The sequence below is a fragment of the Pseudomonas sp. F3-2 genome, from assembly GCF_038804275.1.
Taxonomy (GTDB): domain Bacteria; phylum Pseudomonadota; class Gammaproteobacteria; order Pseudomonadales; family Pseudomonadaceae; genus Aquipseudomonas.
The window spans coordinates 2,711,373-2,726,374 of record NZ_CP152388.1; the positions used below are offsets into that span (position 1 = coordinate 2,711,373).

Genomic DNA, 15,002 nt, shown 5'->3' on the forward strand with positions numbered 1-15,002 from the left:
GTAAACTCCGCCCCACGTCTGCGAGGAATTTTCATGACCGCTATTACGATTACCGATGCCGCCCACGATTACCTGGCCGATCTGCTGCAAAAGCAGAACACGCCGGGCATCGGCATCCGCGTGTTTATCACCCAGCCTGGCACCCAATACGCTGAAACCTGCATTGCCTACTGCAAGCCTGGCGAAGAGAAACCGGAAGACAAGGCCATCGGCCTCAAGAGCTTCACTGCCTGGATCGACTCGTTCAGCGAGGCGTTTCTGGACGACGCCGTGGTCGATTACGCCACCGACCGCATGGGCGGTCAGCTGACCATCAAGGCGCCGAACGCCAAAGTGCCGATGGTCAATGCCGACAGCCCGATCAACGAGCGCATCAACTATTACCTGCAGACCGAAATCAATCCGGGTCTGGCCAGTCATGGCGGGCAGGTGACGCTGATCGATGTCGTTGAAGAAGACGACGCCAATATTGCCGTGCTGCAATTCGGTGGTGGTTGCCAAGGCTGCGGTCAGGCCGACGTCACCCTCAAGGAAGGCATCGAGCGCACCTTGCTGGAGCGGATTCCCGAGCTTGCCGGCGTGCGTGATGTGACTGACCACACCCAGAAAGAAAACGCTTACTACTAAGCGGTTTTTCTCCCTCAAAAAGCCCCGACTGGTTCGGGGCTTTTTGTTGGGTGCAGAATCCCTGTAGGCGCGTGGCTTGTCTCTGGGCCGCATCCAGACGATCTGCCGGGTACCGACAGCAGGCGCTGTGATGAAGCCTGTCAGATCGAGAAAGTCGGTTCGATGCCGCTGCGCAGCAGATTGCCGGCAAGCCAGGCGTCTACGAATTCCTTCCAGCATCAAAAACGGATCAGACCTCAATCCAGGTCACGGCCGGAACACGTGGGCGTGCCCGGCGCGGTACAGCGACGACTCGCTGAACACGTCGTTACCCAGCACGCGGCCCACGAGGATCAGCGCGGTGCGGCGGAAACCCTTGGCTTGCACCTTGTCTTCGATGTCACCCAGCGTCCCGCACACCCAGTCCTGGTCCGGCCAGCTGGCGCGGTGGACCACGGCAATCGGGCAGTCTGCGCCGTAATGCGGTGTCAGCTCGGCAACGATCTTGCCAAGATTGTTGATGCCCAGGTGAATCGCCATCGTCGCCCGGTGCTGCGCCAGTTCGCCGAGTGACTCGCCCTGCGGCATGGCGGTCTTGTCCGCGTAACGCGTCAGGATGACGCTCTGGGAGATGTCCGGCAGGGTCAGTTCAGTACCCAGCAGCGCTGCGCATGCCGCCGTGGCAGTGACGCCGGGAATGATCTCGAACGGGATGCCCAGGGCTTTGAGACAGCGAATTTGCTCGCCGATGGCGCCGTACAGACTGGGGTCGCCGGAGTGCACGCGGGCGACGTCCTGACCGTTTGCATGAGCGGATTTCATCAAGGCGATGATCTGGTCCAGGTGCAATTCGGCACTGTTGGACACTTGCACCGCCTGATGGCCTTCCAGCACAGCCTCTGGCACCAGCGATCCAGCGTAGATGATCACCGGACAGCTGCGGATCAGGCGCTGGCCCTTGACGGTGATCAGGTCAGGGTCGCCAGGTCCGGCGCCGATGAAAAATACGGTCATGGGGTCTCCAGAGATGTGCGCCGGTCAGCGTCAAGCGGTGATGCCGATAGCCAGCGCGAAGGTGGCGCGAGAGCTGTTGCGGCGCTCGATCAAAAGGCTGGCCGAGCCGTTCGACAGTCGGGACGCCATCACCAGTGCCGCGCTTTCCGCCACGCCGTGACAACCCGTATGCGCGAACGCTGTGGGTGAGCGATGGCTCAGCTGCGATTCAACGATTTTCAGTTCATCGGCACTGAAAAACATCAGCGGCAGGCGCATATGTTCGGCCAGTTCCAGCAATCCCGCCTCGTTCGATTTGCTGTCGATGGAGGCGAGGGCGCTGATGTCGCGAACGCTGACGCCGTGTTCCAGCAGGCACACCTCGATCAGACCCTGCAGCACCGATGCCGGACAGCCGCGCTGGCAGCCCAGACCGATCACAAGGATCGGCCGGTTGCCGGCGTCACTCATACCGCGTGATTCAGACCGGACTGCGTCGACGCTGCTTCGTGTCGACGGAACAGCCAGGCGCTGATCACGCCCATGCCGACCCAGAACAACGCATTGGTGACTAACGAGGCCACTTTGAACTGGGCTTCGAGGGCTTCGGGCGCCAGTGCAGCATGCACTTCAGGCTGCGGCGCGCCGACGACATGGGGCACCACCAGAATGGCGACGCCCAGGGCTTTCAACAGCCAGCTGCGGGCGAACACGATGAGCGCCAATCCGGCAGCGGTCGAAGCGGCGGTGCCGACCCACCAGATCTGCCGCTGCGTGAGATCGGCGGCCGCGGTGCCCGGCAATTCCGGTGGCAGGCCGAGGGTCGGCGCGAGGACGAACACGGCGAAACCCGCCAAACCCCACAGCACGCCTTGGCGAGCGCTGTTCGGGCTGCGCAAGGTGTAAAGCGCGGCCAGCATCAGCGAAAAGCCCACGGCGACCACCAGATTGCCGCCGCTGGTGGACAGCACGCGCTGCCAGCCATCTTCAGGTTCCCAGGCCTCTTCGTCGTGAACATGCCCGGCCATGGCGCCGTCGGCATGCTCGTGCATCTCGGCGGCCGGGGCTTTCTCGTAGGTTTCAGCCTGCAGAATCAGCGGCGCAACCCAGAAACTCTGCAGCAAGGTCAGCAGCAGGGCCGCGAGCAGGCCCGTGAAACCAGCCGTGTGAGCGATACGCTTGAACATGGCGGCAGGTCTCAGTGGCAAGGAAATGCGGAACTGTGGCGGGTGTCGTGCGCAGCATTGTGCACGGCGTCGATGTGCGAGAACCCTGCGAAGTACACCAGAAAGGCGCCCAGAATCATGGCGCTGACGGCGGCGGTCAGGCGTTGGGTCTGAGTCTGGGTGCTGACGTTGCTGGATGTCTGGCTGGTAGTGCTGATCGACATGGCGCTTCCCTCTGAAGTGGTCAGCGACGGGATAGCGCAAGGGCGCACCACTGACGGACGTCAGCCGTGAACGCAACTGCACCCGCCCACCGCGGGTTTGTCATATGTCATTGACGGGCCGGTCTCCGGGCTTGCGAGGGGCGGGCCTTTCGACCTGCCTGCAAGAATCGCCTTCCCATATCGCTGACGACACAGTGGATCTGACTCTTCACTCGCTTACCGTTGCGGGGGCAGCGCCGGACTTGCACAGCATCGATCTGTGCGCACCGGTTTCCCGTTTCACCCTGTGAAGGGCACCCGTAACAAGGTGTGTAGGAGACCACGGAGGCGAAGCCCCGTCAATTGCAGCGTTCGCCACCGTCGTTAACGCCGGTCCAACGGGAAGAGTGGACCGAATTCGGGATTGGACCAAAGCTATCCCGGCTGAAGCCGGTCCTACGCTGTGGACCGAATACAGGACCGGCTTCAGCCGGGAAGGTCTCTCCGGACAAGGCGCACGTTTGTTCGTTGACCTTGCCCCGGTCACTGCGTAGCCTTGCGCACTCGAGGTTCACCGTTTCGCCGCCTTGGCGGTTCGGTGCTAAGAAGGGAATGCGGTCAATGCCGCAGCTGCCCCCGCAACTGTAAACGGTCATGTTCATTGCACAGCCACTGCGCGAGCGGGAAGGCGCGATGAATGCCGGTCGCCTGACGATAGCGCCAGTCGATCCGCCGCCGTAAGCCAGGAGACCTGCCTCGATTCGGGCCTGCTTTGATCAGCGCCCAGGAATTCTCACTACAACCGGGCGGGGTGATCCGGTGGCGAAACGAGTCGCGGGCCGGCCCCTGTCCGGAACGCGCAGCGCTCGTCCTGTCTGCCCGCCGCAAGCCCAAGGGCATCCCATGAAAACACTGGCCAAACTTCCCGTCACCATCGTCACCGGCTTTCTCGGCTCGGGCAAAACCACACTGCTGCGTCACATGCTGGATAACGCCGAGGGGCGCCGCATTGCCGTGATCGTCAACGAATTCGGCGAGCTGGGAATCGACGGCGAGATCCTCAAGCAATGCACCATCGGCTGCACCGAAGAAGAAGCCAACGGCCGCGTCTACGAATTGGCCAACGGTTGCCTGTGCTGCACGGTGCAGGAGGAATTCTTCCCGGTGATGCAGGAATTGGTCGCGCGACGCGGCGATCTGGACCACATCCTCATCGAGACATCCGGTCTGGCGCTGCCCAAGCCGCTCGTTCAGGCCTTTCAGTGGCCGGAAATCCGCAACGCCTGCACCGTCGACGCCGTGATCACCGTGGTCGACAGCCCGGCGGTCGCCGCGGGCACGTTCGCCGCGTTCCCGGATCAGGTTGATGCTCAGCGCAAACTCGACCCTAATCTGGATCATGAATCTCCGCTGCACGAGTTGTTTGCCGATCAGCTGGCGAGTGCCGATCTGGTCATTCTCAACAAGACCGACATGATCGCCGCCGAAGCGCTGGCCGCCGTGCGCGCGGAAGTCGCTGAAGAATTGCCGCCGGCCGTGAAGGTCATTGAAGCGAGCAAGGGCCAGTTGCCGATCAGCGTGTTGCTGGGACTGGGCGCCGAGTCAGAATTGCACATCGACGGCCGCAAGACCCACCACGATCACCATGAAGGCGACGACCACGACGATCATGATCACGATGCCTTCGACTCGATCTCGATTTCGCTGCCTCAGGCGGACGAAGCGTTGTTGCTCGACGCCCTGACTCAGGCAGTGGTGCAGCACGGCATTCTGCGGGTCAAGGGCTTCGCGGCTATTCCCGGCAAACCGATGCGCCTGTTGGTGCAAGGCGTCGGTACGCGTTTCGACAAGCATTTCGACCGAGCCTGGAAAGCCGATGAGCAGCGGCTGACGCACCTGGTGCTGATCGGCCAGGACCTGGACGCCCACGTGCTCGAAGCGCAACTGCGCGCGGCCGTCACGACGTCCGGGATCAAAGGCTAAGCATGCACCTGCTGCGCACTCAGCCCGGCGGCTTTGTCCCCGACGACAGCATCGCTGACCTGGGGCAGACCCCCGCCGAACTGGTGATTCTCTGCAGCGGCGATTCACACCTGGCGTTGCTGGCGCAAACCGCGCAGCAACTGCCTGACGATTACCCGAGCCTGCGCCTGGCCAATCCGATGCAGGTGCAGAATCACGCCTCGGTCGACCTTTATGTCGATCAGGTGCTGCGCCATGCCAAGGTCATCCTGATTTCCCTGCACGGCGGCATCGGCTACTGGCGCTACGGCGTGGAGCGGCTGGTCGAACTGGCGCAGCGCGGGGTCAGGCTGATCCTGGTGCCGGGCGATGACCGACCCGACCCGGAGCTCAGCGACCTGAGCACCGAGCCTGCGCAGGACTGTGATCGGCTCTGGCATTACCTGCGTCAGGGCGGCAAGCACAACGCTTTGCAGTTGTTCAATTACCTCGCCAGCCGATGGCTGGATCGGCCTTACGGCTGGAGTGAGCCCCAGGCGTTGCCGCGCACGGCGGTTTATCACCCGCGCCATGGCCACGGAACAATCGCCGACTGGCGGGCTGACTGGCGCGACGATCAGCCGGTGGCGGCGGTCTTGTTCTACCGCTCGCACCTGCAGGCGGCCAACACCGGGTTCATCGATATGTTTTGCCAGCGTCTGCAGGCCCAGGGGCTCAACCCGCTGCCGATCGCCGTCGCCAGCCTCAAGGAGCCTGCTTGCCTTGAGGCGGTCCAGGACTGGCTGGATGAAGCGGACTGTGAAGTCATCCTCAACACCACCGGATTCGCGCAATCCAGTCCGGAAGCACCGCACCTGCGGCCTTTCAGGCGCAATATCCCGGTGATCCAGGCGATCTGCGCGCAAGACAACCAGCCTGCCTGGGAGGCCAGCGAGCAAGGTCTGGGGGCGCGGGATCTGGCGATGCATATCGCGTTGCCGGAGCTGGACGGGCGCATCATCAGCCGGCCCATCAGCTTCAAGGACCTGGCCTGGCACAGCGAGCGCAGCCAGTCAGACGTGGTCTGCTACCGGGCCCATCCCGAGCGGATGGATTTCGTCGCTGAGCTGGCGCGGCGCTGGGTGCTGTTGGCGCGTACTGCCAACGGCGACAAACGTGTGGCGCTGATTCTGGCCAATTACCCGACGCGCGATGGGCGCATCGGCAACGGTGTGGGCCTCGACACGCCCGCTGCCGCGTTGAACATCCTCAATGCCATGCAGGCCGAGGGATATCCGGTCCAGGATCTGCCGCAGAGCGGCACCGCGCTGATCCACGCCTTGCTCGGCGGCGTGACCAATGACCCCGACAGCCTGGATCAGCGGCCTTGCCACCAAAGCATGGCGATGGAGGCGTATCTGGCGGCATTCCAGTCGCTACCTGAAGCCAACCGCGCGGCGGTAATCGAGCGCTGGGGCACGCCGGATAACGATCCGATGTGCCGGGACGGGCGAATGATGGTTGCCGGCCTGCGGTTTGGCATGACCTTCGTCGGCATTCAGCCGGCACGCGGTTACAACGTCGATCACAGCGCGGTGTATCACGACCCTGATCTGGTTCCGCCGCATGGCTATCTGGCGTTCTACTTCTGGCTGCGCCGCAGTTACGGCGCCCATGCGGTCATCCACGTCGGCAAGCATGGCAATCTTGAATGGCTGCCGGGCAAGGGCGTCGGCCTGTCGGCACACTGCTGGCCGGACGCAACCCTTGGCGCGATGCCGAACATTTACCCCTTCATCGTCAATGATCCAGGTGAGGGCGCACAGGCCAAACGGCGGACTCAGGCCGTCATCATCGACCACCTCATGCCACCGCTGACCCGAGCCGAAACTTACGGACCGTTGCGTCATCTTGAACTGCTGGCCGACGAATATTACGAAGCCCAGTTGCTCGATCCCCGGCGCGCGCGGGAGTTGCAGAAGGACATCCTCATGCTGGTACGCGAGACCCGCATCGATCGCGAGCTGGCGCTGGACGAGCATCTGGACAGCGACGCCGACGCCGCGATCTGGCTGCCGCGTCTGGACACGTATCTGTGTGATCTGAAGGAATCGCAGATTCGCGACGGCTTGCATGTGTTCGGCGAGTCACCGAGCGGGCGTCTGCGCATCGACACCTTGCTGGCCATTCTGCGAGTGCCCCGCGGCGATGGCCGGGGCGCTCAGGCCAGCCTGTTACGTGCGCTGAGCAACGCCCTGGGACTGGCATTCGACCCGCTGGACTGCAATCTCGCTGAGCCGTGGACCGGTGCGAAACCTCATGTATTACATGAAGTGAGCCAAGACCCTTGGCGCACGACTGGCGATACGCGCGAGCGGCTTGAACTGTTTGCCGCCACTTTCGTTGAACAACTGTTGTCCGGTGAAGATTTTAAAATATCGTTGAAAAACAGTGATTTAAACGAAGTTGTTAAAGCCATTAAAGAGGTTGTGGCGCCGCGCCTCGATGCGTGCGGGCCTGCTGAAATGCGTGGTCTGCTCGACGCCTTGAGCGGCCGATTCGTGCCGGCCGGCCCGAGCGGTGCACCCAGTCGGGGTCGGCTGGACGTGCTGCCGACCGGGCGCAATTTCTTCTCGGTGGACGTGCGCAACCTGCCCACAATGACCGCGTGGAGAATTGGCTTTAAGTTGGCAAATCTCTTGCTGGAGAGACACTTACAGGACAATGGTGATTATTTACGTCAACTTGGACTGTCGGTCTGGGGCACGGCCACGATGCGCACCGGCGGCGATGACATTGCTCAAGCCATGGCATTGATGGGCGTGCGTCCGGTCTGGGCAACCGGAAGTCAACGCGTGGATGATTTTGAAATCCTGCCGCTGAGCTTGCTGGATCGCCCGCGCGTGGACGTGACATTGCGGGTGTCCGGGTTTTTTCGCGACGCATTTGCCAACCTGATCAAGCTGTTCGACGCGGCCGTTCAAGCCGTGGCTGCGCTCGATGAGCCCGATGACATGAACCCGCTGGCGGCCCGGGTGCGCGAGGAACGCCGGCAACTCGAACGCGAGGGCGTCACTGCCGAACAAGCGGCGAAGCAGGCCGGCTGGCGTATTTTCGGCGCCAAGCCCGGCGCTTATGGCGCCGGCGTGCAGAACGCGGTCGACGGTCGTCTGTGGCAGACCCGCGCCGACCTGGCCGAGGTGTACCTCAATTGGGGCGGTTACGCCTACGGGACGAACGACGAGGGCACGCCTGCGCGGGACGGTTTCGCTCGGCGGCTGAGCCAGGTGCAGGCGGTGGTGCAGAATCAGGACAATCGCGAGCACGACCTGCTCGATTCCAACGACTACTACCAGTTCCAGGGCGGCATGCTGGCCGCCGTCGAGAGCCTTGCCGGCACGAAGGTCGCCAGTTACCACGGCGACCACAGTCAGCCCGATCTGCCGAAAATCCGCACCCTGAAAGAAGAACTCAATCGTGTGGTGCGTTCGCGCGCCGCCAATCCCAAGTGGATCGAGGGGGTCAAGCGCCATGGTTACAAAGGCGCGTTCGAGATGGCGGCAACGGTCGATTTTCTCTTCGCCTTCGACGCGACCACCGAGCTGATAGACGACCATCAGTACGCATTGTTGGCGGACGCTTATCTGCTGGATCCGGCCACGCGGGCGTTCATTCAGCAGCACAATCCCGATGCATTGCGCGACATGACCGAGCGCATGCTCGAGGCACAGCAGCGCGGCTTGTGGCAGGAGCCGGGCGAGTACCGAGAGGCGCTGGAGAATCTGTTGCTGGATATTGAAGAGACGTGATGACCTCGCGGCCATGGAGACAGCCTGGCTGCCTGGCGGCGCGGTAACGGCTGATGCTTCAACCTTCCGTGAGCGCAGCGCAAGACTTTTGATCAGTGACTCAATCGACGTTCGACGAGATACAACCATGACCGACACCTCGCATTTCCCGCTGGCCGCCGTGGTCGGCGCTGACGACCTGAAGCTGGCGCTGTGCCTGACCGCCATCGATCCCAAGATCGGCGGCGTGCTCATCGAGGGGCCTCGCGGCATGGCCAAGTCGACCTTGGCGCGCGGCCTGGCCGACCTGTTGGCCAGCGGTCAGTTCGTCACGCTGCCGCTCGGTGCCACCGAAGAACGGCTGGTCGGCACGCTGGATCTGGAGGCTGCGCTGGGCGAGAGCCGCGCGCGCTTTTCGCCAGGTGTGCTGGCCAAGGCCGACGGCGGCGTCCTGTATGTCGACGAGGTCAATCTGCTGCCCGATCATCTGGTCGACCTGCTGCTGGACGTCGCCGCCAGCGGCGTCAATCTGGTGGAGCGTGATGGCATCTCCCATCGTCATCCTGCGCGCTTTGTCCTGATCGGCACGATGAACCCGGAGGAAGGCGAACTGCGCCCCCAGTTGCTCGACCGGTTTGGCCTCAATGTCGCGCTGAGCGGGCAGACCGCGCCGCAGCAACGTGGGCAGATCATTCGTCGGCGTCTGGATTTCGATGCGGCGCCCGAGGCGTTCTGCGAGCAATGGGCGCCTCAGCAACAGGCGCTAAAGGCCCGATGTGAAAACGCCCGAGCGCGGTTGTCAGCCATCGAGCTGGACGACCTGAGTCTGGCGATGATCACCGAACGCTGCTTTGCCGCAGGCGTCGATGGCCTGCGCGCTGACCTTGTCTGGTTGCGCGCCGCCCGCGCGCATGCCGCATGGCGCGGGGAAACGTCGATCAGTGAAGCGGACATCGATGCGGTGGCGGATTTCGCCCTGCGTCATCGTCGTCAGGCCCCGCCGCCCCAACCGCCGGCATCGTCCGGGCAGGCTGACGAGCCCCAGGTTCAATCGGCGCAACAGGATGCGGCACAGGGACAGCGCCAGGGCGAGGGCAGTTGGGGTGCGATGCCTGCACGGGCCGTCGCCACCGGCGCGCGCCGAGAAGTGCCCATCTGGCCAAAAAAGCCCTAGGCGTCCGCCCTCGGCAAGTGTCGGGGGCGGATGCCAGCCCTCGGCCGGGCACGCTCAACGGTGGTAAAAGTGGCGCCGCGCGCTCGGGTATCGAGGGCGCGATTGCGTGGCTGCCGACGTTGCTGCGAGGGCGCCCCGGCACGCGCGCGGATATCGTGCGTCAACCGCGTACTCGGCAGGCGCAGATGCTCTGGCTGGTGATCGTCGATGCGTCGGCTTCGACCCGTCGTCATCAGGCGCTGAGTCAGGCCAAAGGACTGCTCGCGCAGTTGTTCGACGATGCGTATCGACAACGCGCCAGACTGGCATTGCTGACGGCCAGTGGCAGCGGCGCGCGCTGGCAGCACCATGGTCTGAAAGCCGGCGCCGCGTTGCAACCCTGGCTGGACGGGCTGGGGGCAGGGGGCGGCACGCCGTTGTCCGATGCCATCGAGCAGGCGGGCGACTGGTTGAACAAACGGCAGAAACGTTATCCCGGCGAGATTCAGCGCGTGCTGATCATCACCGATGGCCGCGTCAGGGAAGTGCCTGCGGCGTCGGGGTTCGCCTGTCCCAGTCTGCTGATCGACATCGAGCGCGGGCCGATCCGGCTCGGTCGGGCCGTCGAGATTGCACAACGACTGGGTGCTCAATACCGCCATATCGATGCGCTCTAGTGCATCGACGCTTCGGTCCGGCAGGCGTGAAAAGAGGGTTGGCAACACGCGCCGACCCAAGGTCGGCGGCGTGCGGATGAGTGCGGGGCGCTGAGTCACACGTCTGGCGCGTCACCCGGCCCTCGCATTCGGGGGGATCAGGCTGGCATGCTCCAGGGTTCCAGGCGATAGCCTTCACCACTGATTTCCGCACGGGTCTGTTCCAGCACATGGGCCAATTGCTGAGGGTCGGAATAGGCGCTGCTTGGAATCTGTTTGCGACCAATGCGGTTGCTGGTGCGATCGACGACAGTCAGGCTCAGTTCGCCGTTGCCATCCTGTGGCGCCCACGCCACACAGTGGAAAGGCTGGAAAGCGTGGCCGACGATCAGCAAAGCATCGTTAAAGCGCAAGGGGGCGTTCATGGAGTGTCCTCTAAGTGCCCGTATCAATTCGTCAACCGACGGCGGGCGTCCCGTGCGGCTGGTTACTTCTACTGATGACCTGCGCCCCTGGGTAAGTCACAACGAATCCCGACATTTTTTGATTTATTTTCCAACCTCTTGTTTTTCCTCGCCTTCATGCTCCATTTCCCGCTGTCCGAGTGGGCCGCCGGACCGTGCCCCGTGGGCTGATACCCGTTTATTGCCTGATCGCGACTGCTAAGCACGTTTGGTTCTTAGGCTTATAGTGAAACGGTCCAAGGCAGTGTCAATTATTTGCTAATGTAACAACCGGGGTCGCCAAGACACTGTTTCTAAAAATGTTTTTTCTCCGGAATATTCTTCGAATCCTGGCGCCAAGGAATTTTATATGCATGAACTGGCATCAATCCGTCGCCTGTTAATCGTCGAGCCGTGCGAAGAATGTCTGCAATTGATTCCCGGGCTGCGCATTGCCGGTTGGGAAGTGGACAGCTGTACGCTGGAGTCAGTGGGATCACGCCCCTTCGATGTCGGGTTGATTCGTCTGATGCCGGAGCATTTCGAGCATCCGGAGGTGGTCAAGGGGCTGATCACCCGCAGCAATACCGAATGGATTGCCGTATTGACCGCCGATGACCTGCGCAGAGAGCTCATCGGTGATTTTGTCTGCGAATGGTTTTTCGATTTCCACACGTTGCCTTTCGACGTTGGCCGCGTTCAGGTCACCCTGGGGCGCGCCTATGGCATGGCCCGCTTGCGCGCTCAAGGGACGAATTATGGCAGCGGACCGGGCCACGAGATGCTCGGCGAGAGCCGTCCAGTGCGTGAGTTGCGCCGGTTGTTGACCAAGCTTGCGCCCACCGAGTCCCCGGTTCTGATCCGTGGCGAGGTCGGAACCGGCAAGGAACTGGTGGCGCGCACGCTGCACGCGCAGTCTCAAAGGCGCAATCAGCCGTTCGTTTCGGTCAATTGCAGCGCGACGCCTGAGCACCGGTTGCAGCCTGAGCTGTTCGGCGATGATCAGGATTCGATCGGCGGGGCTCAGCGCAAGGTGGGCCGAATCGAAGCGGCCAACGGCGGAACGCTGTTTCTCGACGAGATCGGTGACTTGCCGCTGGAGGTTCAGGCCAACCTGCTGCGCTTTTTGCAGGATCGCCACATCGAAGTGGCCGGCGAGCGGGTGCCGGTCGATGTGCGGGTGCTGGCGGCGACCCATGTGGACCTGGAGGCGGCGATTCGCAAGAAGCTTTTCCGCGAAGACCTTTACTACCGGCTCAATGTCTTGCAGGTCGGCACGGCGCCGCTGCGTGAGCGGCATGGCGATCTGGCGCTGCTGGCCAATCACTTCGCCCAGTTCTACAGCCGCGAAACAGGGCGGCGTGCGCGCAATTTCAGTCAGGACGCCCTGGTCGCCATGGGCAAGCATGACTGGCCGGGCAACGTGCGTGAGCTCGAAAACCGGGTCCGGCGCGGGCTGGTGCTGGCCGAGGGGCGGCAGATCGAGGCGTTCGACCTGGGGCTGCTGGGCGAGGAGGAAATCAGCTCCAGCATGGGCACGCTGGATGACTACAAATGCCGGGCCGAGCGCCAGGCCTTGTGTGACGTGCTGACCCGGCACAGTGACAATCTGAGTGTGGCAGCCAAGGTGCTGGGGATTTCCAGGCCCACATTTTACCGACTACTGCACAAACACCAGATCCGTTGACCCCTTGAAACACACGTCACCGACACCCGCTGGCCGGCGGCCGTTTTCCGCTCCGGCAGCGGGCTGACGCGCAAGCGGGCTTTCGCTGCGTACGTGATTCAGTTGGCTGCCGGCGTAACGTCGAGCAACCGTTTCACCGCCTGCATCGCGCGTTCCATGCGGTAGCTCCAACTGCCTTCGATGACTTCAAAGCACTGCTCATGCCGTTCGAGCCAGTCCCGGCTTGCGTCGAAGAACGCCTGGCGTTCGCTCAACAGCGGCTGACAGCGCTGGCCATCGCTTATCCATTCGACCCCGTCGGGGGACAGCAACAGGTGAAGATCGTAATGACGTTCGAGCAATGCCGGTTCAAGCCAGTCGGGACAGTCGTGGAACAGTGTGCGGCTCCAGAGGAGGTTGCTGAGCAAATGCGTGTCGAGAATCAACAGTGTAGGCGATTGCGCCCGGGCGGCGTCTTCCCACGCCAGCTGCCCTTGGGCAATCGCGGGAATGTCGGCATACACGGGGTCGCGCTGCTGCTCGTCGATGAAATGGCGGACGTATTCGTCCACCCGTACACCGCCGAAATGTGCCTGGATGTGCGCCGCCAGCCAGCTTTTGCCGCTGGACTCCGGGCCGGTCAGTACCAAGACTTTCATCGGTGCTTCACCGTGCCAGCGCAGGGTCGGCGCGCCAGTCGCGCCAACCTTGCACGGCGAGCAACGTGAACAAAGCGTACAGCGCCGCTGTCAAGTACAGCGCTTTGTAGAGGAAAAGGCCGACGAAAATGACATCCAGCACGATCCACAAGGGCCAACATTGAACACGTTTCTGCGCCATCCACACCTGCGCGACCAGGCTGTAGCCGGTCAGGGCGGCGTCGAGCCAGGGCTGTGCTGCGTCAGTGAAATGCGCCATCGCCGCGCCGAGCAACAGGCTCACCACACCGCCGATGACCAGGCTGACCAGCAGGCCGCCGCTGCCCAGCGAGGAGACGATGCGACCGGTTTCGACATTGCCGCGTCGGGTCCATTGCCACCAGCCGTACAGTTGCAAAGCGGCGTACACCACTTGCAAGAGCATGTCCGAATAAAGCTTCACGTCGAAGAAGATCCACGTGTACAGCAACACCATCACCAGTCCGATCGGCCAGCACCATGGGTTTTGTTTGACTGTCAGCCAGACGGCGATGACACCGAGTGCGGCAGCGAACAGTTCAAGCCCGGACATGGCAACTCCTGCGAAGGGACGGAAAAAAGGGTCGGCGATTGTAAGCGCTTTATGGGTGCCGTGGGGGCAATGGGCGAGGGCTGTACAGCAAAAAAGCGGCGTAGGCCAATTGTCATCGAGGGTCGATTACAGTAACCGGCCAAACGCCAGTATCCACGCTAGAGCGTTCGTCGAACAGGTCTGCTAGCATCGCCGGCGCTTACATGCCTGAGGCAGCGAATCTTGCCTGTTCATGCGGTTTTTTCTGACCGCACACCGTGCGTGCAATGTCGCTCAATAATTCAAGAGAGCCCTGCCATGAGCAGGCTCCATTCGGGGGAATGATGGATCTTTGGACCGCCGCACAGGCGCTGATACTTGGGGTTGTCGAAGGACTGACCGAGTTTTTGCCGATTTCCAGTACCGGCCACCAGATTATCGTCGCCGACCTGATCGGCTTCGGTGGCGAAAGGGCAATGGCTTTCAACATCATTATTCAACTGGGCGCAATCCTGGCCGTGATCTGGGAGTTTCGCCGGAAGATTTTCGACGTGGTGACCGGGCTGCCCACCCAGCCACAAGCCAGGCGCTTCACCGCCAATCTGATCGTCGGCGTACTTCCGGCGATGGTGCTGGGGGTGATCTTCGCCGACATGATTCATTATTACCTCTTCAACCCCATCACCGTCGCTGTGGCGCTGGTGGTGGGCGGCGTGATCATGCTCTGGGCCGAGCGCCGCGAGCACACCATTCACGCTGAAACCGTGGATGAGATGAGCTGGGTCGACGCGCTGAAAGTCGGCTTCGCGCAGTGCCTGGCGATGATTCCGGGTACGTCGCGCTCGGGATCGACCATCATCGGCGGCCTGTTGTTCGGGCTGTCACGCAAGGCCGCCACCGAGTTCTCGTTTTTCCTGGCGATGCCGACCATGATCGCCGCCTCGGTGTATTCCGGTTACAAGTACCGCGACCTGTTTCAGCCGGATGACTTCGCCGTGTTCGCGACGGGATTCATCACCTCTTTCATCTTCGCGATGATCGCGGTGCGTGGCTTGCTCAAGTTCATCGCGACCCACAGCTATGCGGTGTTCGCCTGGTACCGGATCGCGTTTGGCCTGTTGATTCTGGCGACCTGGCTGTTTGGCTGGATCGACTGGACCAGCGTGCAGGCCTGACCG

The 15,002-nt window shown here is 62.4% G+C and carries 14 protein-coding genes and 2 riboswitches; of the genes, 7 read left to right on the plus strand and 7 right to left on the minus strand.

Features of this window, described 5'->3' with window-relative positions; translation table 11 throughout:
* Positions 1-33 precede the first annotated feature (33 nt).
* Positions 34-627 carry a Fe-S biogenesis protein NfuA gene (gene nfuA, locus AAGQ88_RS12510; protein WP_093458433.1) on the plus strand — a complete coding sequence of 198 codons (594 nt, stop codon included), beginning with the start codon at positions 34-36 and terminating at the stop codon, positions 625-627.
* Positions 628-873: 246 nt separating this feature from the next.
* Here the strand turns inward: nfuA and cobM are convergent, their stop codons facing one another.
* The 4 genes from cobM to AAGQ88_RS12530 are packed head-to-tail and all read right to left on the minus strand — an operon-like array spanning position 874 to position 2,989.
* Positions 874-1,620, minus strand: a complete 747-nt coding sequence (gene cobM, locus AAGQ88_RS12515; protein ID WP_342655535.1) for a precorrin-4 C(11)-methyltransferase — start codon at positions 1,618-1,620, stop codon at positions 874-876.
* Between the two features lie 30 nt (positions 1,621-1,650).
* Positions 1,651-2,070, minus strand: coding sequence for a cobalamin biosynthesis protein (locus AAGQ88_RS12520; RefSeq protein WP_342655536.1), 420 nt, complete (start codon positions 2,068-2,070; stop codon positions 1,651-1,653).
* Positions 2,067-2,786: a CbtA family protein gene (locus AAGQ88_RS12525; RefSeq protein WP_342655537.1), complete on the minus strand. Its 720-nt coding sequence runs from the start codon at positions 2,784-2,786 to the stop codon at positions 2,067-2,069. Before AAGQ88_RS12525 ends, AAGQ88_RS12520 begins: the two co-directional genes overlap by 4 nt.
* 11 nt (positions 2,787-2,797) lie before the next feature.
* Complete coding sequence (locus tag AAGQ88_RS12530) at positions 2,798-2,989, minus strand: CbtB-domain containing protein (protein ID WP_342655538.1); 192 nt, start codon at positions 2,987-2,989, stop codon at positions 2,798-2,800.
* Positions 2,990-3,087: 98 nt separating this feature from the next.
* Positions 3,088-3,305, minus strand: a riboswitch (cobalamin riboswitch).
* Positions 3,306-3,518: 213 nt separating this feature from the next.
* Positions 3,519-3,742: riboswitch (cobalamin riboswitch) on the plus strand.
* A 129-nt stretch (positions 3,743-3,871) separates the two neighbouring features.
* Between AAGQ88_RS12530 and cobW the strand changes: the two genes are divergently transcribed.
* From cobW to AAGQ88_RS12550, 4 genes are all read left to right on the plus strand, one after another.
* Positions 3,872-4,951, plus strand: coding sequence for a cobalamin biosynthesis protein CobW (cobW, locus tag AAGQ88_RS12535; protein WP_342655539.1), 1,080 nt, complete (start codon positions 3,872-3,874; stop codon positions 4,949-4,951).
* Positions 4,952-4,953: 2 nt separating this feature from the next.
* Positions 4,954-8,718 carry a cobaltochelatase subunit CobN gene (gene cobN / locus AAGQ88_RS12540; RefSeq protein WP_342655540.1) on the plus strand — a complete coding sequence of 1,255 codons (3,765 nt, stop codon included), beginning with the start codon at positions 4,954-4,956 and terminating at the stop codon, positions 8,716-8,718.
* A 127-nt stretch (positions 8,719-8,845) separates the two neighbouring features.
* Positions 8,846-9,871 carry an ATP-binding protein gene (locus tag AAGQ88_RS12545; RefSeq protein ID WP_342655541.1) on the plus strand — a complete coding sequence of 342 codons (1,026 nt, stop codon included), beginning with the start codon at positions 8,846-8,848 and terminating at the stop codon, positions 9,869-9,871.
* A 17-nt stretch (positions 9,872-9,888) separates the two neighbouring features.
* Complete coding sequence (locus tag AAGQ88_RS12550) at positions 9,889-10,527, plus strand: VWA domain-containing protein (RefSeq protein WP_285423938.1); 639 nt, start codon at positions 9,889-9,891, stop codon at positions 10,525-10,527.
* Between the two features lie 137 nt (positions 10,528-10,664).
* Here the strand turns inward: AAGQ88_RS12550 and AAGQ88_RS12555 are convergent, their stop codons facing one another.
* The gene (locus AAGQ88_RS12555; RefSeq protein ID WP_093458442.1) at positions 10,665-10,931 is read right to left on the minus strand and encodes a hypothetical protein; all 267 of its coding nucleotides are present in this window, start codon (positions 10,929-10,931) and stop codon (positions 10,665-10,667) included.
* Positions 10,932-11,319: 388 nt separating this feature from the next.
* On the opposite strand from AAGQ88_RS12555, the gene AAGQ88_RS12560 reads away from it, so the two are divergent.
* Positions 11,320-12,636, plus strand: coding sequence for a sigma-54 dependent transcriptional regulator (locus AAGQ88_RS12560; protein WP_285423936.1), 1,317 nt, complete (start codon positions 11,320-11,322; stop codon positions 12,634-12,636).
* 98 nt (positions 12,637-12,734) lie between these two features.
* Here AAGQ88_RS12560 and AAGQ88_RS12565 read toward each other — a convergent pair whose 3' ends face one another.
* On the minus strand, positions 12,735-13,274 hold the full coding sequence (locus AAGQ88_RS12565; protein ID WP_342655542.1) for an AAA family ATPase: 540 nt from the start codon (positions 13,272-13,274) through the stop codon (positions 12,735-12,737).
* A gap of 7 nt (positions 13,275-13,281) precedes the next feature.
* Positions 13,282-13,845, minus strand: a complete 564-nt coding sequence (gene pnuC / locus AAGQ88_RS12570) for a nicotinamide riboside transporter PnuC (protein WP_342655543.1) — start codon at positions 13,843-13,845, stop codon at positions 13,282-13,284.
* A 323-nt stretch (positions 13,846-14,168) separates the two neighbouring features.
* Here pnuC and AAGQ88_RS12575 point away from each other — a divergent pair, with 323 nt between their 5' ends.
* The gene (locus AAGQ88_RS12575; protein ID WP_342655794.1) at positions 14,169-14,999 is read left to right on the plus strand and encodes an undecaprenyl-diphosphate phosphatase; all 831 of its coding nucleotides are present in this window, start codon (positions 14,169-14,171) and stop codon (positions 14,997-14,999) included.
* Positions 15,000-15,002 lie beyond the last annotated feature (3 nt).

What these genes read in the sequence shown, in the direction of transcription:
- AAGQ88_RS12525 (WP_342655537.1), bottom strand. Translation starts at nt 2,786, where the DNA reads ATGTTCAAGCGTATCGCTCACACGGCTGGTTTCACGGGCCTGCTCGCG.
- nfuA (WP_093458433.1), top strand. Translation starts at nt 34, where the DNA reads ATGACCGCTATTACGATTACCGATGCCGCCCACGATTACCTGGCCGAT.
- AAGQ88_RS12555 (WP_093458442.1), bottom strand. Translation starts at nt 10,931, where the DNA reads ATGAACGCCCCCTTGCGCTTTAACGATGCTTTGCTGATCGTCGGCCAC.
- AAGQ88_RS12530 (WP_342655538.1), bottom strand. Translation starts at nt 2,989, where the DNA reads ATGTCGATCAGCACTACCAGCCAGACATCCAGCAACGTCAGCACCCAG.
- cobM (WP_342655535.1), bottom strand. Translation starts at nt 1,620, where the DNA reads ATGACCGTATTTTTCATCGGCGCCGGACCTGGCGACCCTGACCTGATC.
- AAGQ88_RS12545 (WP_342655541.1), top strand. Translation starts at nt 8,846, where the DNA reads ATGACCGACACCTCGCATTTCCCGCTGGCCGCCGTGGTCGGCGCTGAC.
- AAGQ88_RS12520 (WP_342655536.1), bottom strand. Translation starts at nt 2,070, where the DNA reads ATGAGTGACGCCGGCAACCGGCCGATCCTTGTGATCGGTCTGGGCTGC.
- AAGQ88_RS12565 (WP_342655542.1), bottom strand. Translation starts at nt 13,274, where the DNA reads ATGAAAGTCTTGGTACTGACCGGCCCGGAGTCCAGCGGCAAAAGCTGG.
- cobW (WP_342655539.1), top strand. Translation starts at nt 3,872, where the DNA reads ATGAAAACACTGGCCAAACTTCCCGTCACCATCGTCACCGGCTTTCTC.
- AAGQ88_RS12560 (WP_285423936.1), top strand. Translation starts at nt 11,320, where the DNA reads ATGCATGAACTGGCATCAATCCGTCGCCTGTTAATCGTCGAGCCGTGC.
- cobN (WP_342655540.1), top strand. Translation starts at nt 4,954, where the DNA reads ATGCACCTGCTGCGCACTCAGCCCGGCGGCTTTGTCCCCGACGACAGC.
- AAGQ88_RS12575 (WP_342655794.1), top strand. Translation starts at nt 14,169, where the DNA reads ATGGATCTTTGGACCGCCGCACAGGCGCTGATACTTGGGGTTGTCGAA.
- pnuC (WP_342655543.1), bottom strand. Translation starts at nt 13,845, where the DNA reads ATGTCCGGGCTTGAACTGTTCGCTGCCGCACTCGGTGTCATCGCCGTC.